The sequence below is a fragment of the Roseibium litorale genome (genome assembly GCF_014842915.1).
GTDB lineage: Bacteria > Pseudomonadota > Alphaproteobacteria > Rhizobiales > Stappiaceae > Roseibium > Roseibium litorale.
On the sequence record NZ_JACYXI010000006.1, the window covers coordinates 213,047 to 233,989 of the forward strand.

The 20,943-nt window shown below is 61.3% G+C and carries 22 protein-coding genes and 1 riboswitch; of the genes, 12 read left to right on the forward strand and 10 right to left on the reverse strand.

What is annotated here, in order from left to right; translation table 11 throughout:
- The first annotated feature begins 4 nt into the window (after positions 1-4).
- Together rplT and IG616_RS11440 are read left to right on the forward strand one after the other, a co-directional pair.
- Entirely contained in the window at positions 5-364 is a 360-nt protein-coding gene (gene rplT / locus IG616_RS11435) for a 50S ribosomal protein L20 (RefSeq protein WP_073014711.1), read from the forward strand.
- 206 nt (positions 365-570) lie between these two features.
- Complete coding sequence (locus tag IG616_RS11440) at positions 571-1,998, forward strand: alanine/glycine:cation symporter family protein (protein WP_192148285.1); 1,428 nt, start codon at positions 571-573, stop codon at positions 1,996-1,998.
- 90 nt (positions 1,999-2,088) lie between these two features.
- Here IG616_RS11440 and IG616_RS11445 read toward each other — a convergent pair whose 3' ends face one another.
- A complete protein-coding gene (locus tag IG616_RS11445; protein WP_192148286.1) occupies positions 2,089-2,757 on the reverse strand; it encodes a DJ-1/PfpI family protein in 669 nt (222 codons plus the stop codon).
- 82 nt (positions 2,758-2,839) lie between these two features.
- Here IG616_RS11445 and IG616_RS11450 point away from each other — a divergent pair, with 82 nt between their 5' ends.
- Positions 2,840-3,796, forward strand: coding sequence for a GlxA family transcriptional regulator (locus tag IG616_RS11450; RefSeq protein WP_192148287.1), 957 nt, complete (start codon positions 2,840-2,842; stop codon positions 3,794-3,796).
- Positions 3,797-3,821: 25 nt separating this feature from the next.
- Here the strand turns inward: IG616_RS11450 and IG616_RS11455 are convergent, their stop codons facing one another.
- On the reverse strand, positions 3,822-4,442 hold the full coding sequence (locus IG616_RS11455) for a hypothetical protein (protein ID WP_192148288.1): 621 nt from the start codon (positions 4,440-4,442) through the stop codon (positions 3,822-3,824).
- 136 nt (positions 4,443-4,578) lie between these two features.
- Between IG616_RS11455 and IG616_RS11460 the strand changes: the two genes are divergently transcribed.
- The 3 genes from IG616_RS11460 to IG616_RS11470 all read left to right on the forward strand — a co-directional run bounded on the left by IG616_RS11460 (position 4,579) and on the right by IG616_RS11470 (position 7,099).
- On the forward strand, positions 4,579-5,196 hold the full coding sequence (locus tag IG616_RS11460; protein ID WP_192148289.1) for a 3'-5' exonuclease family protein: 618 nt from the start codon (positions 4,579-4,581) through the stop codon (positions 5,194-5,196).
- A gap of 196 nt (positions 5,197-5,392) precedes the next feature.
- Positions 5,393-5,686, forward strand: coding sequence for a hypothetical protein (locus IG616_RS11465; RefSeq protein WP_209007455.1), 294 nt, complete (start codon positions 5,393-5,395; stop codon positions 5,684-5,686).
- A gap of 369 nt (positions 5,687-6,055) precedes the next feature.
- The gene (locus tag IG616_RS11470; RefSeq protein WP_192148290.1) at positions 6,056-7,099 is read left to right on the forward strand and encodes an ATP-grasp domain-containing protein; all 1,044 of its coding nucleotides are present in this window, start codon (positions 6,056-6,058) and stop codon (positions 7,097-7,099) included.
- Positions 7,100-7,103: 4 nt separating this feature from the next.
- Here IG616_RS11470 and acuI read toward each other — a convergent pair whose 3' ends face one another.
- A complete protein-coding gene (acuI, locus tag IG616_RS11475) occupies positions 7,104-8,096 on the reverse strand; it encodes an acryloyl-CoA reductase (RefSeq protein WP_192148291.1) in 993 nt (330 codons plus the stop codon).
- A gap of 126 nt (positions 8,097-8,222) precedes the next feature.
- Entirely contained in the window at positions 8,223-8,933 is a 711-nt protein-coding gene (locus tag IG616_RS11480; protein ID WP_192148292.1) for a GntR family transcriptional regulator, read from the reverse strand.
- Positions 8,934-9,103: 170 nt separating this feature from the next.
- Between IG616_RS11480 and IG616_RS11485 the strand changes: the two genes are divergently transcribed.
- The 4 genes from IG616_RS11485 to IG616_RS11500 all read left to right on the forward strand — a co-directional run bounded on the left by IG616_RS11485 (position 9,104) and on the right by IG616_RS11500 (position 13,019).
- Entirely contained in the window at positions 9,104-10,111 is a 1,008-nt protein-coding gene (locus IG616_RS11485; RefSeq protein ID WP_192148293.1) for a sialic acid TRAP transporter substrate-binding protein SiaP, read from the forward strand.
- 78 nt (positions 10,112-10,189) lie between these two features.
- A complete protein-coding gene (locus tag IG616_RS11490) occupies positions 10,190-10,753 on the forward strand; it encodes a TRAP transporter small permease (protein ID WP_246476201.1) in 564 nt (187 codons plus the stop codon).
- Positions 10,750-12,045 carry a TRAP transporter large permease gene (locus IG616_RS11495; RefSeq protein WP_192148294.1) on the forward strand — a complete coding sequence of 432 codons (1,296 nt, stop codon included), beginning with the start codon at positions 10,750-10,752 and terminating at the stop codon, positions 12,043-12,045. The genes IG616_RS11490 and IG616_RS11495 overlap by 4 nt, the downstream gene beginning before the upstream one ends.
- 44 nt (positions 12,046-12,089) lie before the next feature.
- Positions 12,090-13,019 carry a dihydrodipicolinate synthase family protein gene (locus IG616_RS11500; RefSeq protein WP_192148295.1) on the forward strand — a complete coding sequence of 310 codons (930 nt, stop codon included), beginning with the start codon at positions 12,090-12,092 and terminating at the stop codon, positions 13,017-13,019.
- 10 nt (positions 13,020-13,029) lie between these two features.
- Here the strand turns inward: IG616_RS11500 and IG616_RS11505 are convergent, their stop codons facing one another.
- From IG616_RS11505 to IG616_RS11530, 6 genes are all read right to left on the reverse strand, one after another.
- Entirely contained in the window at positions 13,030-13,644 is a 615-nt protein-coding gene (locus tag IG616_RS11505; protein ID WP_192148296.1) for a thiamine phosphate synthase, read from the reverse strand.
- Positions 13,641-14,408 (reverse strand): thiazole synthase, encoded by a 768-nt coding sequence (locus IG616_RS11510; protein ID WP_209007467.1) that lies wholly within the window; start codon positions 14,406-14,408, stop codon positions 13,641-13,643. Before IG616_RS11510 ends, IG616_RS11505 begins: the two co-directional genes overlap by 4 nt.
- A complete protein-coding gene (thiS, locus tag IG616_RS11515) occupies positions 14,405-14,602 on the reverse strand; it encodes a sulfur carrier protein ThiS (protein ID WP_192148298.1) in 198 nt (65 codons plus the stop codon). Before thiS ends, IG616_RS11510 begins: the two co-directional genes overlap by 4 nt.
- Positions 14,592-15,551: an FAD-dependent oxidoreductase gene (locus IG616_RS11520; protein ID WP_192148299.1), complete on the reverse strand. Its 960-nt coding sequence runs from the start codon at positions 15,549-15,551 to the stop codon at positions 14,592-14,594. Before IG616_RS11520 ends, thiS begins: the two co-directional genes overlap by 11 nt.
- On the reverse strand, positions 15,548-17,344 hold the full coding sequence (thiC, locus tag IG616_RS11525) for a phosphomethylpyrimidine synthase ThiC (protein WP_192148300.1): 1,797 nt from the start codon (positions 17,342-17,344) through the stop codon (positions 15,548-15,550). The genes IG616_RS11520 and thiC overlap by 4 nt, the downstream gene beginning before the upstream one ends.
- 121 nt (positions 17,345-17,465) lie before the next feature.
- Positions 17,466-17,594: riboswitch (TPP riboswitch) on the reverse strand.
- A 91-nt stretch (positions 17,595-17,685) separates the two neighbouring features.
- Positions 17,686-18,591 (reverse strand): LysR family transcriptional regulator, encoded by a 906-nt coding sequence (locus tag IG616_RS11530; RefSeq protein WP_192148301.1) that lies wholly within the window; start codon positions 18,589-18,591, stop codon positions 17,686-17,688.
- A gap of 167 nt (positions 18,592-18,758) precedes the next feature.
- Here IG616_RS11530 and IG616_RS11535 point away from each other — a divergent pair, with 167 nt between their 5' ends.
- Complete coding sequence (locus IG616_RS11535; protein ID WP_192148355.1) at positions 18,759-19,556, forward strand: alpha/beta hydrolase fold domain-containing protein; 798 nt, start codon at positions 18,759-18,761, stop codon at positions 19,554-19,556.
- A gap of 58 nt (positions 19,557-19,614) precedes the next feature.
- Positions 19,615-20,805: an efflux RND transporter periplasmic adaptor subunit gene (locus IG616_RS11540; RefSeq protein ID WP_192148302.1), complete on the forward strand. Its 1,191-nt coding sequence runs from the start codon at positions 19,615-19,617 to the stop codon at positions 20,803-20,805.
- The last annotated feature ends 138 nt before the right edge of the window (positions 20,806-20,943 follow it).

Genomic DNA, 20,943 nt, shown 5'->3' on the forward strand with positions numbered 1-20,943 from the left:
TCCCATGTCGCGCGTTAAAAGAGGCGTTACCGCCCATGCCCGTCACAAGAAGGTTCTGAAGGCTGCCAAGGGTTACTACGGCCGCCGCAAGAACACCATCCGCGTCGCCAAGCAGGCCGTCGAGAAGGCAGCACAATATGCCTACCGCGACCGCAAGGTTAAGAAGCGGAACTTCCGTTCGCTCTGGATCCAGCGCATCAACGCTGCGACCCGTGAACATGGCATGACCTATGGCCGCTTCATTGATGGCCTGAACAAGGCTGGCATCGAAGTTGACCGCAAGGTTCTCTCCGACCTCGCCATTCATCAGCCGGAAGCCTTCAAGGCTCTGGTTGACAAGGCCGAAGGCGCTCTGGCTGCCTGAGGCACCGGACCTTTGAGAAATCAAAAGGCGCACTCGAAAGAGCAGCGCCTTTTTTGTTTCCAGAATATCAGCATACGCATCATTTGAGCTGGCGGCCGGGGAGACAGCGGAGCCAATCCGCTCACGTCTTAAACCAAGAAAAGATAAGCCAGCCATTAAACCTGGGAAGAAAATCCGCGCTTTAAAATCAGGGAGCATCCAAAACTATGCAATTGCTACAATCCTTCTTTGGACTGATTGGAGACCTCACGTGGGGATGGGCACTCATTCCATTCCTCGTCGTGATCGGTATCTTCTTTACGACCGTTACCGGCTTCGTTCAGTTCCAATATTTTGGACGCATGTTCCGGGTGCTTTCCTCCAAGTATCAAACTGGTGATCCCAACGCGATCTCGGCCCGCGAAGCCCTGCTCCTGTCCGTCGGCGGCCGCGTCGGCGGCGGCAACATTGCGGGTGTTGCCGTTGCCATCTCTCTCGGCGGCCCGGGCGCGATCTTCTGGATGTGGGCGATTGCCCTCGTCGGCATGGCGACCAGCCTGATCGAGTGCTCGCTGGCGCAGCTGTTCAAGCGCTCCGCAGGGGATGGCACCTATCGCGGAGGCCCGGCCCGCTCGATCATTCACGGCCTTGGCGCCGACTACCGGTGGCTGGCCATCCTCTATTGCGTCTGCCTCATCGCGTCCTTTGCCCTCGGCTTCAATGCCTTCCAGGGCAACACGGTAGCCGGGGCTGTCGAGGAAAGCCTTGGCGTTGGCCGTCTTTGGACGGGCCTCCTGCTGACCATTGTCACTGGCCTCATCGTCTTTGGCGGCATTCACCGGATTGCCAAGGCCTCTGATGTGATCGTTCCGGTTATGGCCGTCGGCTATCTTGGCATGGCCCTGATCGTGATCGCGCTGAACATCACCGAAATCCCTCACCTGGTCTATACGATCGTGACCGATGCTTTCGGGCTAAACGAAGCCGTAGGCGGCGGAATGGGGGCAGCGCTCAGTCAGGGGCTGCGCCGCGGCCTGTTCTCGAACGAAGCCGGTCTCGGCTCGGCTCCGAATGTTGCGGCCACCGCAGACGTGCGCCATCCGATCAGCCAGGGCATCACGCAGTCCTTCTCGGTCTTCATCGACACGATCCTGATCTGCACCTGCACCGCCTTCATCATCCTGCTGGGCGACGTTTACCAGCCGGGTGCCGAAGGTGTTGACGGGGTGGTCCTGACCCAGCAGTCCCTGGCCTTCCATCTGGGAGACTGGACCAGCTATTTCCTGACCGGCGCAATCCTGCTCTTCGCCTTCAGCTCGATCATCTACAACTACTATCTCGGTGAAAGTGCCCTGACGTTCATGACAGGCAACCCGGTTGTCCTGCTCGGCCTGCGGGTTATCGTCATGGCTCTGGTGTTCCTTGGCGCAACAGCCCCGAACGCCACGGCGGTGTTCTTCTTCTCCGACCCGATGATGGGCATTCTGGCCGTCGTGAACCTGCTCGCGCTGATGATGCTGTTCCCAACGGCCAAGCGGCTCCTCAACGATTTCCGCGCCCAGCTCAAAGCCGGGGTCGACCGGCCGGTGCTCAATCCGGATCAGTTCCCTGATCTCGATCTGGACCGCACCGCCTGGACCGGCAAGGTCCGCTAGGCTCCTGATTTTCAAGAAATGCATCTGCGCGTTTCACAGGGAACGCGCAGATGCCCTTGCCCGCACATCAGGCTGGCGCTTTCGGCGACTTCACACCCAAGCCGAGAGGATCTCCTCCCGCAGTTTGCGGGACGACAGAAGCCTCTGCTTAGCAGCCTCCAGCACCTCCGGAGAAGCCGTCGCCGGTATGCCGCTGTTGAACGGCGGCTGAGGCGCATATTCAATCGACAGCTGAACGGTTTCCGCCTCTTTCTGTCCCAGCACTTCACCGATAACAGTCAGACCGAAATCGATCCCGGAGGTCACGCCTCCCGCCGTGATCAGATTGCCGTCCTGAACAACCCGGTCGCGGCTCGCCTCTGCACCGAAATTCTTCAGAAAATCGAGCGCATTCCAGTGCGTGGTCGCCCGCTTGCCCTTGAGAAGTCCGGCAGCGCCCAGCAGCAGTGAGCCGGTGCAGACCGAGGTCACATAGCGGGCACCTGCCGCCTGCTCGCGGATGAAGCCGAGAACCGCGGGATTGACCAGTGACGCATTCACACCGCCGCCGCCGGCAACGCACAGAACATCCAGCTGCGGACAGGTTTCAAATGCTGCCGTCGGGTGAAAAACCAGACCGTTCGAGCAGCGCAACGGATCAAGTGTCTGGGCAACCACATGCACCTCGGCACCGGCCACCGAGGCGAAGGCATCATAGGGCCCAGCAAAGTCGAGCAGCTGGACATTCGGGAAAACGAGCAGACCAAAACGCAGGGTCATATAAAGTCTCCAAATTTGACTTCCGCAAGTTTAGGGCGCTACTGCTTGTCTGAATTGCCATTCATCCCAAGAATTGAGCCAAATGCAGCGCCGGATTGAAATCCTCAGCTTTCCCAATGTCCAGCTTCTGGATCTGGCTGGCCCCTTGCAGGTCTTTGCCTCCGCCAACGACCTTGAGAAGCTGAAGGGAAGAAACCCGGCCTATCTGCCGGTCGTTGTCGGCGCTAAAAGAGATACGCTCACGTCCTCAGGACTGGCGGTGGCCGCGGAGCCGTTTCCATCGGAAAACCTGCCGCTCGATACGCTGGTCGTACCTGGCGGATGGGGCGTCAATGCCGTGTGCGAAAAGCCGGCGCTGGTAAAGTGGGTGAAGGAACGGTCTCAAACCGCCCGCCGGACCGTGTCGGTCTGTAGCGGCGCATTTCTGCTAGCAACCGCTGGCCTGTTGGATGGCCGCAGAGCTGTGACCCATTGGCAGCGCTGCGAGGAGTTTGCACTGCGATTTCCGCGAGTAAAACTGGACCCGGACCCGATCTTCATCCGCGACGGCAGCTTCTGGACCTCCGCGGGCGTTACCGCCGGGATCGATCTTGCCCTGGCTCTGGTTGAAGCCGACCTTGGCCGCGAGATCGCTCTGGCTGTTGCCAGACAGCTGGTCGTCTTCCTCAAGCGTCCCGGAGGTCAGTCTCAATTCAGCGCAGCCTTGACGCTGCAGGACAACGGCGGACGTTTCGACAAGCTGCATGCCTGGCTGGGCCAGAACCTGCACCGCCCCCTGAAGCTTGCCGATCTTGCGGATCAGGCGGGAATGAGCCCCCGCAGCTTTTCCCGCCATTACCGGGCGGAGACAGGACGGACCCCGGCCCGGGCGCTGGAAGACCTGCGCCTGGAACAGGCCCGGCGCCTGCTGGAGCAGGGAACCTATGTCTCCCGCACCGCAGACCGCTGCGGCTTTGGAACGGAAGAAACCATGCGCCAGATCTTCCTGCGCCGGCTTGGTGTCAGTCCGCAGGCCTACCGCGAACGGTTTTCCGCCTGAAACCCCACTGTGCCGGGCCCCGATTTCAATCCCTCACGCGCTCGAACAGGATGGGACCAGGTTCATGGGGCCGTTGGGCGGCGGCGGTGAGGTCCCACTTCACCGGAAAGCCACCGAACTGCAAGGTCTCCCCTTCGATCCAGGCCCTGTCGTAAAGGCGGGTCCCGGCCGCCGGAAAGGCGGTCACAGCACAGGTCTTGCCGGAGACATCCTGGGGCTGGTTGAGCTGCCATCCGGTCAGCCCGCAGCCCTTTTCCTCCGGCTGGGCATTGTAGAGGGCCACCACATCCGGAGCCTGCGGGGTCAGCGTCATAGTTCCCACATCCTGATCGGCCAGAAACTGCCCGGTCGCCTCCTGTGTCAGGGCCACATTGCCCTCATAGACCGCCTCAACCGTCGGATCGGCACAGTCGGACTTGGCATAGAGCTGCGCAACGGAATGAAGCGGCCCTTCGCCGGTGCGGGCCGTGTCTTCCGGAACGGACAGTGTCACAATCATGCCGTGCCGCCCGTTCTTTCCGATGGGCAGGCAGGCGGTTTGCCAGCGCCCCTCGAGGGCGGGCGCCCCGGCAGCGATCTGCGCCCACGCAGCCGTTCCGCCGCCGCAAACACTGGCGATAGCACTGGCGCAAACACCGGCGCGCATGACCGCTCCCATAAACACTGCCATTTTCATCAGCCGGCAGACCTTCTACTCTGACGCGAAGTCTGCAACCTCGCCGGTCAAGCTGGCCAAAATCAGGCGCGCGCGCGGCTATTCAGGGCAAAAAGGAAACCGGGACATGGCACCAAAACATATAGTGGTCTTCGACTGCGAATGGCTGGCGGAAGCAAATTCCTACCAGCGGCTCTGGTGCTCGCCGGACGATCCAGACCCGATGGTCGTCCAGATCGGCGCGGTGAAGCTCTCGCTGGAGCCACCCTACCCTGTCCTCGACACCCTGCGCCTGCACATCCTGCCCAAAGACAGAATGGGCCAGCCGGTGCCGCTTCCGGATTTTCTGATTGGCCTCACGGGAATAACGGAAGACACCTTGAAGCGGGAAGGATTGCCTCTTGATCAGGCGCTCACCGCGCTAGAGACCTTTGCAGATGGCGGCAGCTTCTGGTCCTGGGGCAAGGACGAGTTCTATCTCATGGCCATTTCGTGTTTCATCGCAGGACTGGCTCCGCCCCTGCCCGCAACGCGCTTCTTCAACGCAGCAAGCCTGATGACCAAGGCCGGAATGCCGGAGGAAGACCGGGAGAGAACACGCAGCTCCGGACTGACGCACTACTTCCAGCTGGACATACCGGAGCTTCCTGCGCACGACGGGTTGAATGATGCGCTTGGCATCGCCCTTTCCCTGCAGCACCTGCTGCGCAATGAGCGCCTCAGGCTCGCGGATTTCTGCGCGTAAAAATTAATATCACTCAAATTTGTTAACTTTTAAGATCGCAGATTAAGGATTTCCGCGGGCAAAAGGTTAACAAGGTCTATAAGCTGGCATACCTATTGCGAGGGTCCAGGCAGGAACGGAGCCTCCGTGCCGATCTGGAACAGGCAAGGTCACCAGCGTGCAAGTTAACCCGGTCAGATACACAGCACGTCCCAATATGAGGCAGCGCCGTCCCTTTGAGGGGCAGCGGGACGAACCACGCGACGAGCAGGCCTTCAAGATCCCGCCCGTTCCGCTGGAGCCGCGTCTGGAAGAAGCCCATGACCGGATGATCGCCCGTTACCGTCCGAACTCGGCCTTTCTCGCCCACCTGATCGCCACCCGCGACCATGACCCGCAAACGCGCACCAAGCGCCAGACAGAACCGGAAAACGGCATCCGCACCTATCGCGAAACCGCAGCCAGCCCCCGCAAGCGCGCCGCCGGATACGTTTTGTCCACGAGCCTCTGAAGCTCGCCCCCTCACCCGGACCTCCGGCTGGCCTGCCCCCGAGAGGAGAGGTGAAGGCTGAGCAAACGGAGGGGCTCACAATCTCTTCGGGACAGCATTCTCCCTTGCCGGCAGGCTTCAAAACGATACCGGCAGAGCAGCGGACATTCCCGCAACGCCCGTCCTTCGAGACGCAGCTTGACGCTGTTCCTCAAAATGGGGTTATCGTGTTGAAACTGGACGGGAAGTTGTGACCTTCAAACCCGCCCTTCTGTCCAACTGAGCAGCCTCGCGGTGATCCGGCGTCTCGAAAGGTGGTGGCTTGGGCTTGTTGATCGACGGCATGCCGGATCCGGAAATTGGTCATCGTTCCATCGCGCCAGATGGAGGTTGGAAATCATACCTCAAAGCACGTCATCCCCCGCCCCTTCCCGTCCCCTGATCTGGCGGCTTCTTGAAAGCTACTGCAAGGATCATGATCTGGCGTTGAATGCTGCCGATGCGCTGGGACATGCGGGCTGGATCGAGACCAGTCAGGGCCGCCGCAGCTTTTTTTCAGGCGCAAGCTTCGATCTCAATCCGCTCGGTGCAGCGCAGATTGCCAGGGACAAGGCCCATACGCTTGAGGTTCTCGCACGGGCCGGTTTGCCTGTCCCTGCCAGTCAGCTGCTTCACTCCGCAAGTGCCATCGCCGCGATGAGCCGGGTTCACGCCCTGTGCAGCGACATCCTGACCGGTCCGGACGAGGCGCTGAAGTTTGCGGAGCGCATTGGCTATCCGGTCTATGTGAAGCCGAATGACGGACAGGAAGGGCACGACATTCACCGGGCCCTGGATCCGCAAGGCCTCACTGCCTGTTTCGATTCCCTGTTCTTTCATCACGACAAGCTGCTGATCCAGGAAGAAATCAAGGGGCGCGACCTGCGTATCATCGTTCTGGATGGGGAAATCCTCTGCGCGCTGGAACGCCACCGGCCCTCCATCACCGGAGACGGGCACTCGACAGTTGCCGAGCTTCTCAAGTCCCAGCCGGACAAGGTGCGGATGGATTCCCGGCTCTTTCACGAGCTGGCAGCCCAGAACCTGACCTATTGCGCAGTTCCGGAAGCGGGCACCACCGTCACCCTTCTCCCGGTCGCCAACCTATCGGCGGGGGGCAAGGGCGGTCTTCTGGAAGACACGCTGCCCCCTGTGCTCGCAGATGCCGCGATCGCTTGCGGCCAGAAGCTGGGTCTGCGCTACTACGGGCTGGACCTGCTGCTTGAGAGCGATGCTGCCTCCGAAACCGCCTTCAAGATCCTAGAACTCAATGCCTCTCCCGGTCTGTCTCAGCTTCACAGGCAGGGCGGAGAGGCTGCGGGTCTGGCCTTGCAGATCTACACCAAGGTGTTCGATGCTTTGCGCCAGGATCTGGAAGGACCCCGGCGCAGCTGAACTGTCAGGCATTCACGTCGACGACGGCCCGTCCCTTGACCGCGCCTTTCAGGATCGCCGCGCCTAGCTCCGGCAGGTCGGACAGCGTGGCGGGTTGGATCATGGCTCTCAGCTTGTCGAGCGGCAGGTCTCGGGCAAGGCGGTTCCAGGCACGGACACGGTTTTGGTAAGGCTGCATGACACTGTCGATGCCGAGAAGATTCACACCGCGCAGAAGAAACGGCACGACGGTGGCCGGAAGAGCAGCACCACCCGCCAGACCAACCGCCGCCACGGACGCGCTGTGTTTCATCTGGCCCAGAACACGGGCCAGCATGGCCCCGCCCACCGCATCAACACATCCGGCCCAGGTCTCGCTCTCCAGCGGGCGCTTCACCGTTTCCGCCAGCTCTTCACGCGGTACGATGCGGCTTGCGCCAAGGCCGCGCAGATAGTCTTCCGTTTCCGGCCGGCCGGTGACGGCGGCAACCTCATACCCCAGATGCGCCAGGACCGCGGTTGCCACCGAACCGACGCCGCCTGCCGCGCCAGTGACCAGAACCGGGCCCTTTTCCGGCTTCAAACCGTGATCCTCGAGCGCCATGATGGCCAGCATGGCGGTGAAGCCTGCTGTTCCGATGGCCATCGCGTCCTGCGTGGTGAGCCCTTCCGGCAAGGGCACAAGCCAGTCGGCCTTCACCCGCGCCTTTTGCGCGTAGCCGCCCCACCAGACCTCGCCGACCCGCCAGCCGGTCAGAACCACCTTGTCGCCCGGCTTGTAGCGCTCATCCGTGGAGGTCTCGACCCTCCCGGCAAAATCAATCCCCGGAACATGCGGATAGGTGCGGACCAGCCCGCCCCCTGGTCCAATGCACAGACCATCCTTGTAATTGAGCGTCGAATATTCAACAGCAACGGTGACGTCGCCGTCCGGGAGCAGGCTTTCCTCCAGCGTCTGCACAGAGGCTTTCGTGCTGCCGTCATCGGCCTTCTCAACAACCAGCGCCTTGAATGTCATAAATTCCTCCGGATTGTTCAGCATTTCCGCCGATCGTAACAAGTCCGGTGGCAAGCACCAGTCTACAAAAGCCTGACAAGGTTCCGGCATCGCCGGAGGCCGCACCGGAGGCCTGAGACGCTGGAGCTAAGCGGTTCCCAGCGCATGACGCAGAGAGCTGGCAATGTGACGGCCCAGCGCCTCCTGGGCATTCGGCACATCTCCCGCAAGCAAAGGCTCCAGAAAGGCGATGTGCTCGCCAATCACGCGCTGCGCATTTTGCTGCGTGACCCGGATACGCGTCTGAACCGTCATGCGGATCTTGATCGCATTGACCCGGTAGACATTGGCCATAAGCTGATTGCCCGTGGCATGGATGATTTCAGAGTGAATGTCCCAATCCCGGTACTGGAGATCCTGAGGCAGACTGTCTGCAGCTTCTCCATTCTCAATCTGCTGCCTCGCGCATAAATGCCAATCCAGCCAGTCCGCGATCTGCTTGCGCTCGACATGCCGGACCACATCGGGCACAGCCGCCGTCTCAAGGATCAAACGCATCTGATAGGCATCCCGGATAAAGCTCACATCGAGGCTCGGGACCATCAATCCACGCTGCGGCAGTGTGACCAGCAAGCCCTCGGCCTCGAACCGCGGGATCGCCTCGCGGACGGCACCGAGCGTCGTTCCGGTCATCTCAACCAGCTCGCGCTGGGAAATGATCTGTCCGGGCAGCAAGGTTCCCGCATTGAGCAGAGCTTCGATCCGCCCATAGGCCACTTGTCTCAGCGAGATGTCCGCACCGCTTCCGCTGCGCCCTTTCCGATTGACACCCTGCTCCACTTCCGCTTCGCCAGACATATCCGATTCCATCGACCTGTTGATAACAGCAAACTAACATGTTAGTTAGGATCTTGTAAGCGCGAAAGTCATCATCAAAGATGTCTTCGTGACCGGTAGAGCCGGAACGCCATGCGGGCGGACGCTGGAGGAGCATCCCACCGCCAAGGCAACTCTTGGGAGGAGATGACATGACCATGAAAATGACCCGCCGCGCGTTTTCGGCGGCAGTAGGAGCTCTGGCGCTGGCAGGAACGAGCCTTGGCGCCTTCGCGCAGGACAAGATCACGCTGCGCCTGTCCACCCCCGCCTCGGAAACCGATCAACGGTCCGTTTCGCTGGCAAATGTCTTCGGCCCTGCCGTCGCCGGTTTCGCTGCCTATGAGCCGCATTACAACGCGTCACTTGTCGCCCAGGGCTCAGAGCTTGAAAGCATCGCTTCCGGCGACCTGGAAATGTCGATCACATCGGCTCAGGAACTTGCGACTTTCTTCCCCGAATTCTCGATCTTCGCCACGGGCTATGTCCATCAGAACGCCGAGCATCAGGTCCGGGTCTTCAACGATCCGCTGATGGAACCGTTCAAGCAGAAGGTCGAGGATGAGCTTGGCGTCAAACTTCTGGCCGTCATGTATCTGGGACGGCGCCACGTCAACCTGCGCTTCCCGCGCTCGGAAAAGAACGTCATGACCCCTGCGGACCTGGCGGGCGTGAACCTGCGCATGCCGGGCAGTGACGCGTGGCAGTTCCTGGGCAAGGCCCTTGGCGCGAACCCCACCCCGATGGCCTTCACGGAAATCTACACCGCCTTGCAAACCGGCTCGGTCGATGGCCAGGACAACCCGCTGCCGACCGTGGTGGACGCCAAGTTCTACGAAGTCACCAAGCAGATCAGCCTGACCTCGCATCTGGTCGACTTGAACTACATCGCTTTTTCCAAGGCGGTCTGGGACAAGCTGACGCCCGAACAGCAGGCAACGGTTCAGAAAGCGGCTGAAGATGCGGCGGAGAGCGGCCGCCAGGCCCAGCTGAAGAAGGAAGAGGACCTGGTTGCCTTCCTGAAGGACAAGGGGCTGGATGTTTATGAGCCGGACCTCAAGGCCTTCCGCGAGCATGTGCAAGCCCAGTATGTCGGCTCCAGCTTCGCCGAAGCATGGCCGGAAGGCGTGCTGGAGAAGATCAACGCGCTCGGCAACTAACCGGTGAGATGAGCTGAGGGGCGGCTTGCCCGCCCCTCCCATATCCTGCCGTGATGGCACCCAGCCGGAGGGCCGGTCTTGAACCGCATCAGCAAACCCTTGTTGAAGTTCGCCGAAGCTGTGGCCGCCTTCATGATGGCCGCCATGTTCGCGACCTTCATCCTTCAGGTGATGATCCGCTACACGGCGCGTATCGGCTGGGTGGCGGAGACATTTCCATGGCTCGAGCCGTCAAATTTTGGCTGGACGCTGGAGTTCTGCCTGGCGCTCTGGCTCTGGCTGGTGTTCTGGGGCAACTCCTTCGTGGTCCGGGACCAGGATCACGTCTCCTTTGACATTCTCTATTTCGCCGTATCCGGCAAGGTGCGCCGCGGTTTCATCATCGTGACCGGTCTGGCCATCGCCATCGGCCTCCTGCTCTCGATTGATCCGACCTGGGACCGGTTCAAGATCCTGCGCCTGAAAAAGACAGCCACGCTGTCGGACCTCTTCGGGGACTGGATCCGGATGCGGGATATCTACGCCATTTACATTCTGTTCCTGATCACGGTTCCGGCCCGTTATCTCTGGCTGGTCTGGCAGGCCTTCCGCAGCAGCATGCGCGCGCGCCAACATACGAGCGAAGGACGGCTGGACGAATGAGCCTCGCATTTCTTCTCTGCCTGCTGGCGCTGTTCGCAATCGCGGCCATGGGCGCTCCCATTGCCTATGCCATCATCGTTGGCGCCTTCGTCTATCTGGCCGCAAGCGGGCAGAGTATCGGCGTTGCCGGCAAAGTGCTGGTGGACGGGCTCTACCAGAGCTTCATTCTGCTGGCGGTGCCGCTGTTCATCGTTGCCGCAAACATCATGAACGCGGGAACGATCTCCGACCGGCTGCTGCGCTTCTGCGTCGCAATGGTCGGCAGGTTCCGCGGCGGCCTAGGCCATGTGAACGTCCTGGCCTCCCTGGTCTTTTCCGGCATGTCCGGATCCGCGGTGGCCGATGCTGCCGGTATCGGCAAGATCATCATCGAAATGATGACCAAATCGGGCCATTACACCCGCGGTTATGCGGCGGCCATCACAGCCGCCTCGGCCACCATCGGCCCGATCATCCCGCCCTCGATCCCGATGGTGCTCTATGCGCTGGTGTCGAACGCTTCCATCGGCTTCCTGTTTCTGGGCGGCATTCTGCCCGGCCTCATGATCGGGCTGGTCCTGATGCTTCTGAACGGCTGGATTTCCCATCGCCGCAACTTCGCGCTTGAAGAGCCGGTCGCCCTTGCCGAGATCCCGAAACTGACGGTCGAGGCCTTTCCGGCCCTGCTGATGCCAGCGATCCTGCTCTACGGCATCTATGGCGGCGTCACGACACCGACAGAAGCGGCTGCCGTTGCCGCGCTGTATGCGCTGATCCTTTCCGCCGTGTTTTACCGGGCCCTGAAGTTCTCAACGTTCTATTCGATCCTGGTCTCCAGCGCCCGGTCGTCGGCCTCCGTCGGCATCGTGATCGGCGGCGCGCTGATCTTGAACTACATCGTGGCCTCGGAGAACATTCCCAATCTGGTCGCTCAGGCGCTCGTCGGGCTGGATGTCTCGCCGCTGACCTTCTTGCTTAGTGTCAATGTGCTGATCCTGCTCCTGGGCTGCGTTCTGGATGCCACCACCATCATCCTGGTGATCATCCCGCTGTTCCTGCCCGCCTGCCGGGAACTGGGCATCGATCTGGTGCATTTTGGCGTGGTGGCCGTGGTCAATTGCATGATTGGCCTGATCACGCCGCCCTACGGCATCCTGCTTTTCGTCATCAACGCGGTCACCGGCATTCCCCTTGCCGAGATCATCCGGGAAATCTGGCTGTTTCTCGGCGTGCTGGTGTTCGCCCTCCTGCTGCTGATCTTCTTCCCCGGGATCACCCTGTTTCTCCCGCAGCTGTTCGGATACGCCGGCTAAAGATGACCGGCCCTGCCTCTGCCCCTTCAAGGACTGACTTAAAAATGCCGCACGCTCTCACAGGTATCTTTCCCGTGGTGATCACACCCTTTCACGACGACGACACCATCGACTGGGATGGCTACGAGGCCTTGCTGGAATGGTATGTCGCCAAGGGTGCGAGCGGCCTTTTCGCTGTCTGCCAGTCTTCGGAAATGCAATATCTGTCCTTGCAAGAACGCCGGGATCTTGCCCGTTTCACCGTCGATAAGATCGCGGGCCGCATTCCGGTGGTGGCGTCCGGTCATGTGTCCGCCAGCGAGGACGACCAGAAGGCGGAACTGCGCGCTGCCGCAGATGCCGGAGTGGACGCTGTCGTTCTTGTCACCAACCGGCTGGATCAGGACCAGACCGGCGGCAGCACGCTGACCGATGCCATTACCCAGCTGCTCGGTGCCCTGCCCTCCGATCTGCCCCTCGGTCTCTACGAATGCCCGGCGCCCTACCGCCGGCTCCTGACCGATGACGAGTTGACCTTCTGCGCCCAGAGCGGCCGCTTTGCCTTCCTGAAAGACGTGTCGTGCGACCTCGATACCGTGAAGCACCGGCTGGATCTGACAAGGGGCACGCCGCTTGCCATCAACAACGCCAATGCCGCCATCGCCTGGCCAGCCATTCAGGCGGGCGGTCACGGGTTCTCCGGCGTGATGAACAATTTTCACCCCGATCTCTACCGTTGGCTGATGGATCACGGAGCGAACCATCCGGACCTGGCAGACGAGCTGAACACGTTCCTGGTGCTGGCCGCCATGTCAGAGCCGATGGGATACCCGAAGCTGGCCAAGGAATACCACCGCCGCATCGGCACCTTCAAAAGCACCCACAGCCGGACTGTGCCCTTCGACATTTTCGACCGGTTCTGGGGTCTGTCTCCGATCCTGGATCAGGTCATGACCGGTGCCGACCGCTTCCGTGCCCGCATAGCGGCTCTCTGAGCCGCTATGCCTAACGGTCTCCTTGCCTGGAACACGCGCTGATCCAGAGCTTGCAGCGGGCAACCGGATCTTGCGCTGTCTGGATATCCGTCACGACGGCGGCACTGTCCGCACCGGCCTCGAACACCGCGGGTAAACGCTCCGGCGTCAGGCCGCCGATTGCGACCAGCGGCAGATCCCCGATCTTCTGCTTCCAGGACCTGAGACGTTCCAGGCCCTGGGGCGCCCATTTCATCTTCTTCAGCTGTGTCGGATAGACGGGACCGAGCGCCACATAGTCCGGATCATGCGCCAGAGCATTCTCCAGCTCTGCTTCGTCATGGGTGGAAAGGCCGTAGCGGATGCCCTGCCGCCGCAGCGCCTTGAAGTCCGCCGTCTCCATGTCTTCCTGACCGAGGTGGACATAGTCACAGCCAAGATCCAGTGCGATTTGCCAAAAGTCGTTGACGACCAGCTGCGCACCCCACAGCTGGCAAAGATCCCGCGCCAGAGCGATCTGCCGCCGCAATTCCCCATCCGTCTTGTCCTTGAGGCGGAGCTGAACAAACTTGACGCCGCAGGGCAGAAGCGGCTCCAGCCGCGAGACCTCGCCCGTGACCAGGTAAAACGGATCAAGTGCGCTCATGGCAACAACTCCGCCATGCCGAAGACCGGGGTTGAGGCATGAGCCATGTCCCGGCGCGGCATCAGACCCGCGGTATAGGCCATTTGCCCGGCGGCAACGGCCTGGCCAAAGGCGCGCGCCATCTGGACCGGGTCCAGCGCCTTTGCCACGGCGGTGTTCAGAAGAACCGCGTCAAAACCCATTTCCATGGCTTGTGCTGCCTGACTGGGGGACCCGATCCCTGCGTCGATGACAAGCGGAATGCCGGAGAAATGTGCCCGCATGGCACGCAGGCCTTCGATGTTGCGCAAGCCTTGGCCGGAGCCGATCGGCGCTCCCCAAGGCATCAGCACCTTGCAGCCAGCCTCCAGCAACCTTTCGCCGACAATCAGGTCCTCCGTCGTATAAGGAAAAACGTCGAAGCCATCGGCACATAAAATGCGGGCAGCTTCCACAAGAGCGAAGGGATCGGGCTGCAGCGTGTCCGCGTGACCGATGACTTCCAGCTTGATCCAGCTCGTGCCGAAAAGCTCCCTGGCCATCCGGGCTGTCGTCACCGCCTCACCGGCTGTGTGGCAGCCGGCCGTATTCGGCAGGATCCGGCAGCCGCTGTCCTTGAGAATATCCCGGAAGGCGCCACCGTCCTTGCCTTCCCGGCGCAGGGAAACGGTTATGACTTCAGCGCCGGAGGCTGTGATTGCTTCCCGCAGCACCGCAGGAGACGGATACTGCGCCGTGCCCAGCATCAGGCGGGATGAGAGATCAGTTCCGTAGAACACGGTCAGCCCCCCTGCATCGGTGTGAGGATTTCGACCCGCGCACCCGCCCGGAGCAGCGCAGAACCGCGTTCCTCACGCGGCACGAATTCGCCATCGAGGGCGGTGGCAACGTCGGTGGGCTCAAAACCTTCTTCGGCAACCAGCAATTCAAGCGTTTGCGCCCGGATGACCCGGTCTTCACCATTGATCTTAACAAGCATGGACATGCTTCCTTGTCTGTGTCTGTCCTGAGGTTCCAGCCAGTTGCTGCGCAAGCTCTTCGGCCAGAATGGGCGCCATCAGAAAGCCGTGGCGGTACATGCCGTTGAGATGAATGGCGCCCAAAAGGGAGCGGATGGCTGGAATGTTGTCGGGAAAGGCGGGCCTGAGACCTGCTCCTGTCTCCATAACCTCCGCTTCGGCAAAACCCGGATGGACCGTGTAGGCCGCAGACAGCAACTCCATCACGGCCCGGACCGAGATGCCCCCGGCGTTTGCGCTTTCCACCATGGTCGCGCCGATCATGTAGAGCCCGGGCGCATGGGGAACGATGTAGCAGGGGAAGCGCGGGTGCAGCAGCCGGATGGGCCGCGTCAGCTCCACATCTGGCGCATGGACCTTCAGCATCTCGCCGCGGACCGCCCGCAGATCGGGTAGATGCCCGCGGGCGGCAAGCCCCCGGCAGTCAACGATCTGGCCGGAGGGAGCCTGCCCATGAAAGCGGACACCACGGCTGACGAGGCTCCGGCGCAAGTCCGCAAGAGCCTCGACCGGGTTCATATGCGACTCGGCTTCAAAGAACAGACCACGTGTAAAGCGGGTTTCGAGAGCTGGTTCCAGCTGTGCCGGGGATACCCATGTGTGCTGGCAAGTAGCACGGGAGAACCGGTCCAGTTCCGTTCCATCCCGGGCTGCGGCAACCATCAGCGTCCCGCGCTTTTCAACGCCGCTGACATGGGATGCCCACCAATCCACGGCCTTTTGACCACGCGCCACAACGGTTTCTGGGGCACTCTCTCCCTCACAGAACGGAGCAAGCATGCCACCGGCGAGACGTGATACCGGAGGCGGGCTTCCCTCCGGCACGATGACCTCGACGTCGAGACCCCGGTCCCTGATTGCCGTTGCCGCGCAGAGACCCGCAACGCCGGCTCCGAGAACCGAGATCATTCTGCCGGCTCCCCGATGTGCCCGGCGGGGACATAGAGTTCGCCGCCTTCGCGGAATTTCGCCGCCATTTGCTCCATTCCCTCCGCCTTCTGGCTGACGGCGCGGATGTCGTGGCTGATTTTCATGGAACAGAATTTCGGGCCGCACATGGAACAGAAATGGGCCAGCTTGTGCGCTTCCTTTGGCAGGGTCTCGTCATGCATCGCCCGGGCCGTCTCCGGATCAAGGCCCAGATTGAACTGATCTTCCCAGCGGAAATCGAACCGCGCACGGGAAAGCGCATCGTCCCGGGCCTGGGCGCCCGGATGCCCTTTGGCGAGATCGGCCGCATGGGCGGCAAGCTTGTAGGTGATGACACCGGTCTTCACGTCATTCCGGTCAGGCAGGCCAAGGTGCTCCTTCGGCGTGACATAGCAGAGCATGGCCGTGCCGAACCAGCCGATCATGGCCGCACCGATCGCGCTGGTGATGTGGTCATAGCCCGGGGCAATGTCCGTGGTCAGCGGCCCAAGCGTGTAGAAAGGCGCCTCGTGGCAATGCTTGAGCTGCTCATCCATATTGGCCTTGATCTTGTGCATGGGCACATGGCCCGGCCCTTCGATCATCACCTGACAGTCCTTCGCCCAGGCAATCTTCGTCAGCTCGCCAAGTGTCCTGAGTTCTGCGAATTGAGCCTCGTCATTAGCATCCGCGATGGAACCGGGGCGCAGGCCGTCGCCGAGCGAGAAAGACACGTCATAGGCGCGGGCGATGTCGCAGATTTCCGCGAAATGTTCATAGAGGAAGCTTTCGCGGTGATGATGCAGGCACCACTTGGCCATGATCGAGCCGCCGCGCGAGACGATCCCGGTCACCCGCCTGGCGGTCATCGGGATCATGTGCAGCCTGAGGCCTGCATGAATGGTGAAATAGTCGACGCCCTGTTCCGCCTGCTCGATCAACGTGTCGCGGTAGATCTCCCAGGTCAGATTCTCGGCGATCCCGCCCACCTTTTCCAGCGCCTGATAGAGCGGAACCGTGCCAATGGGCACGGGAGCGTTGCGCAGGATCCAGTCGCGGATGTTGTGAATGTTCCGGCCTGTCGACAGATCCATGACCGTGTCAGCCCCCCAGCGGATAGCCCAGACCATCTTCTCCACTTCCTCTTCCATGGAAGAGGTGACAGCGGAATTGCCGATATTGGCATTGATCTTCACCAGGAAGTTCCGGCCGATGATCATCGGCTCCAGTTCCCGGTGGTTGATGTTCGCCGGAATGATAGCCCGGCCGGCGGCAATCTCGCTGCGGACGAACTCAGGTGTGACGAGGGCGGGAAGCCCCGCGCCAAAGGCCTCACCATCACGCGAGTAGGCTGCCTTGCGGCCTTCGTTTTCGCGGATCGCCACATATTCCATTTCCGGGGTGATGATCCCGGCTCTGGCATAAGCGAGTTGGGTCACTGCCCGGCCCTCCCTGGCACGCAGGGGATCGCGTGGAACAGGAAAGACAGGCGTCAGGCGCTTGCCTTCCGCAAAGCCGTTGTCGGCCGCAGTCACTTCACGGCCGGAATAGCTCTCGACATCGCCACGGTCCTGAAGCCAGCTTCCGCGCACATCCCGCAAGCCTTGGGAAATGTCGATGGTTCCGGCGCAATCCGTATAGGGTCCGGAACTGTCGTAGACGGTCAGCGGCGCTTCCCCGGTCAGGCTGATCTCGCGCAACGGCACGCGGATGGGGTGAAGCGTTCCCGGAACATGGATCTTGCGGGAAGCGGACAGGGGACCGGTGGTAATCGGGGGGATAGTACGGTTCATTTGCGTCTCCTCTTGCGAAAAGACCCAAGTGAAATGTGAAGCAGAAAGGGCCTGTGGCCCGGACGCATGCGCGCAACAAGGCCTTGCGGCCCGAAAGGACCGCCCCGTGATCTGAACTGGGGGAATTTCCCTTCGGTCTTCCTACGCCAGCATCAACTGGGTCAGGTTCAAAGGGTCGCTTCACCGCATGCAGGGGCCTGCATGCTGTCAGCCTCTCAGTCCCCTAGGCGGGACTCCCCTGACGTCCGGCTAACTTCGTCCGTTCGCTGCAAAAGGTCAATGGGGATAAATCGCGGCACCCTTTGGGTAAAAGACGGGTGTTACTGGCGCTGCCGCCGGCGTCACGACCGGTCGAGATCCGCAAGCAGCTTGACGAGCCAGTCGACGAAGACGCGCACCTTGTTGCTGAGGTGCCGGTTCGGCGGGTAGACGATGTAGAGGGGCATGGTCTCGGTCCGCCAGTCGTCCAGAAAGGGAACCAGCGTGCCTTGCTCCAGCTCTTTAGTGACCATGAACCGGGGCACCTGGGCGACCCCGTGGCCTGCAAGCACCGCCGTCACATAGCTGCGCGCATCATTCACCGAGAAAGAGGAGCGACCCTCGACTTCCAGGACCTCCTTGCCGCGCTGAAAGGTGAAGGGAAAGACCCGTCCCGACTGGGGTGAGAAATAGCTGACGCATTTATGGCTGGTGCGAAGATCCTCGGGGTGGGAAGGAAAACCGAAGCGTTCGAGATAAATCGAGGCCGCACAGGTGATCACCTCAATCTCTCCGATGCGGCGGGCAATAAGGGAAGAATCCCCAGGCGTGACGCCACGCAGGGCACAATCCACGTTTTCCAGAAGATAGTCGACGGTGCGGTCGCCGACACCGAGATCGACACGGATATCCGGGTAAGTCTTGTAGAAGTCGCAAAGGGCGGGAATGACGATCCAGTCCGCGAAGGCCCCCGACATCTCCACCCTCAAGCGTCCGGTGGGCGTGGCCTGCTGATGCGCGAGACTGCTGTCCAGTTCTTCCAGCTCCGCCACGATCTTGGTGGCGCGCTCGTAGTAGAGCGCTCCGTCGGTGGTCACGATCACCCGCCGTGTTGTCCGATTGAGCAACTTTGTCTGCAGATGCGCTTCCAGATTCTGGATCAGGTTGGTGACGGTCGCACGCGGAATGCGCAAGGACTCCGAGGCGCGGGCGAAATTGCCCGTCTCCACCACGCGGAGAAAGGCACGCATGGCTGTCAGTTGATCCATTCACCCGCCCTTTCGTGGAAGTGATAGGGATATTATTCGAAATTTCGAATAGTGTTACCAGAATTGCGGATCTTATTCCACATCATGAATAGACGTATATGTTTCTGTGAAGTGACGGGAGTGTATCTGTCCTTTTCGCTTCAATTTCAGGATCAAAGACGATGACCATGGCGGTGCAAATCAAGGACATGACGTTCGACAAGGTCGAGACCGGCCCGGTCGGCGTGCGTGTCTTTCAAGGTGCCGAGTATGAGAAGTCACCGCCTGTCCTGATCTACTTCCACTCCGGAGCCTTTCTCGAAGAAGGCCGGATGGACAGCGACGTCGCAACCACCCTGGCGCAAACCGGGGCAATTGTCGTCATCCCGGATGTCAACGCCCCCCTCGGCGGCGTTTTCCCGAAGCCGCTTGAAGTGGGGTTTTCAATCTTCAGCTACCTTGCGCAAAAGCGCGCGGGGCTCGGCAACCGTAAATCCCTCCTGCTGCTTGGCGGCGCGGAGGCCGGGGGCAATCTGGCCGCAGCCATTGCCCACAAGGCGCGGGATTACCGGGCAAACGAGCTGGACGGCCAGGTTCTTCTGTCGCCGCTTCTGGATCCGTTCATGGCATCCGCCTCCATGCAAAAGGCAGCCGCAGCCGGCATGAGAAACCGCTGGTCGGAAGGCTGGAGCCATTATCTTAGCGGGGGTGTCTGCCATCCCTATGCGGCGCCTTGCACCTGCTCCCGGCAGGCAGGTCTGGCTCCGGCGCTCATCGTGACCTCGGAGGACGATCCTCTAAGGGACGAAACCCTGGCCTATTCCCGCAAGCTTTCAAGCTCCGGCGTCCGGGTCCAGGAACATATCTTTCCTGAAGGCGCGAGCTGGCCTTCGATCTACGGTGCAAAATGCCCCATGGCCGCAAATTGGCAAGCCGGCCTCACAGAGCAGTTCGAGAGCTTTGTAAGGTCAGTCACCATCCAGTGACGGAAAAACAGCAACTCAGCTTTTGAGCCTTCCTCCCGGAGGCTCGAGGAGACGGAAAATGGCATCACGTAATACACGCCGCGTCCTGCTGGGCGCCGGCATCGGTCTCGTATTGTCCGCAACAACAGCTGTTTATCTTCTTGAACAGCCCTTCAGTCCTCCGGCCTCTGCCGCCGGCGGACAGGAAGCACCGCCCGCGATTCCCGTAACGGTCGCCAAGGTCGACAGCCGGGCCATCACGCTCTGGCAGGAGTTCTCCGGCCGGCTGGAAGCCGTTGAACGGGTGCAGGTGCGCTCCCGGGTGACCGGCCAAATTCAGTCGGTGCACTTCCGCGAAGGCGCTCTGGTAAAGGAGGGCGACCTGCTGTTCACCATCGACCCTGCCCCCTATGAGGCAACGGTCGCCCAGCGGGAAGGCCAGGTCGCCTCGGCAGAGGCACAGCTCAAGCTGGCAAAGCTGGAACTGGACCGCGGCAGCAAGCTGATCGGGGCCCGGGCCATTTCGCAAAGCGCGCTCGATCAGCGCCTCAATGCCTTTGACGAAGCCCTGGCTAACCTTCAATCCGCAAAGGCAGCTCTCCGGTCGGCAAAGCTCGAGCTGGATTACACGAAGATCAAGGCTCCGGTGAGCGGCCGGGTCGGCAAGATCGAAATCACCGCGGGCAACCTGGTTGCAGCAGGTCTTTCCTCGCCTGTCCTGACCAGTCTGGTCTCCGTCAACCCGATCTACGCGAGCTTCAATGTCAGCGAAGACACGGTCGCCAAGGCCCTGTCCGAACTGCCCGTTTCCAGCGGAGCTCTGGCCCCGATCGAAGACATTCCGGTCGAAATCGGAACCTCGGCGGATGAAGGCACTCCCATCAAGGGCAAGCTGCAGCTGATCGACAACCAGGTCGATGCCGCCAGCGGCACGATCAATGTGCGGGCGGTCTTCGAAAATCCCGGCCAGCGCCTGATCCCCGGCCAGTTCGTCCGCATCCGCATGGGCGAACCGGACCCGATGGAAAAGATCCTGATCAGCGAACGGGCCATCGGAACGGACCAGGACAAGAAGTTCGTCTATGTCGTCAATGACGACAACAAGGTGAGCTACCGTACTGTGGAACTCGGACAATCCGCGGATGGCGGGCAGATCGTCAGCAGCGGGCTTGCCGCAGGTGAGACGATCGTCGTGAACGGCCTGCAGCGCATCCGTTCGGGTGCGACGGTCCTGCCGCAGCCGGAAGGCAAGGTCGCCGCCGCCCAGTAAAGATCCGGACGCGGGACAGAGGTTCCCCGGAGCCGCCGTCCCGCTGACCTGGCACCTGATAGAAACACCACTGCAACTGGCGGACCCGTCCGCCGGAACGGGATTCTGTGTCCCGGCCACTGCCCGAAAGAGGGGCCT

Coding starts and splice junctions, on each gene's coding strand:
- IG616_RS11505 (WP_192148296.1), bottom strand. CDS start 13,644: ATGAGCGCACTTGATCCGTTTTACCTGGTCACGGGCGAGGTCTCGCGG.
- IG616_RS11445 (WP_192148286.1), bottom strand. CDS start 2,757: ATGACCCTGCGTTTTGGTCTGCTCGTTTTCCCGAATGTCCAGCTGCTC.
- IG616_RS11450 (WP_192148287.1), top strand. CDS start 2,840: ATGCAGCGCCGGATTGAAATCCTCAGCTTTCCCAATGTCCAGCTTCTG.
- thiC (WP_192148300.1), bottom strand. CDS start 17,344: ATGAACCGTACTATCCCCCCGATTACCACCGGTCCCCTGTCCGCTTCC.
- IG616_RS11540 (WP_192148302.1), top strand. CDS start 19,615: ATGGCATCACGTAATACACGCCGCGTCCTGCTGGGCGCCGGCATCGGT.
- thiS (WP_192148298.1), bottom strand. CDS start 14,602: ATGCTTGTTAAGATCAATGGTGAAGACCGGGTCATCCGGGCGCAAACG.
- rplT (WP_073014711.1), top strand. CDS start 5: ATGTCGCGCGTTAAAAGAGGCGTTACCGCCCATGCCCGTCACAAGAAG.
- IG616_RS11480 (WP_192148292.1), bottom strand. CDS start 8,933: ATGTCTGGCGAAGCGGAAGTGGAGCAGGGTGTCAATCGGAAAGGGCGC.
- IG616_RS11465 (WP_209007455.1), top strand. CDS start 5,393: ATGAGGCAGCGCCGTCCCTTTGAGGGGCAGCGGGACGAACCACGCGAC.
- IG616_RS11440 (WP_192148285.1), top strand. CDS start 571: ATGCAATTGCTACAATCCTTCTTTGGACTGATTGGAGACCTCACGTGG.
- IG616_RS11520 (WP_192148299.1), bottom strand. CDS start 15,551: ATGATCTCGGTTCTCGGAGCCGGCGTTGCGGGTCTCTGCGCGGCAACG.
- IG616_RS11535 (WP_192148355.1), top strand. CDS start 18,759: ATGGCGGTGCAAATCAAGGACATGACGTTCGACAAGGTCGAGACCGGC.
- IG616_RS11460 (WP_192148289.1), top strand. CDS start 4,579: ATGGCACCAAAACATATAGTGGTCTTCGACTGCGAATGGCTGGCGGAA.
- IG616_RS11530 (WP_192148301.1), bottom strand. CDS start 18,591: ATGGATCAACTGACAGCCATGCGTGCCTTTCTCCGCGTGGTGGAGACG.
- IG616_RS11485 (WP_192148293.1), top strand. CDS start 9,104: ATGACCATGAAAATGACCCGCCGCGCGTTTTCGGCGGCAGTAGGAGCT.
- IG616_RS11455 (WP_192148288.1), bottom strand. CDS start 4,442: ATGCGCGCCGGTGTTTGCGCCAGTGCTATCGCCAGTGTTTGCGGCGGC.
- IG616_RS11500 (WP_192148295.1), top strand. CDS start 12,090: ATGCCGCACGCTCTCACAGGTATCTTTCCCGTGGTGATCACACCCTTT.
- acuI (WP_192148291.1), bottom strand. CDS start 8,096: ATGACATTCAAGGCGCTGGTTGTTGAGAAGGCCGATGACGGCAGCACG.
- IG616_RS11495 (WP_192148294.1), top strand. CDS start 10,750: ATGAGCCTCGCATTTCTTCTCTGCCTGCTGGCGCTGTTCGCAATCGCG.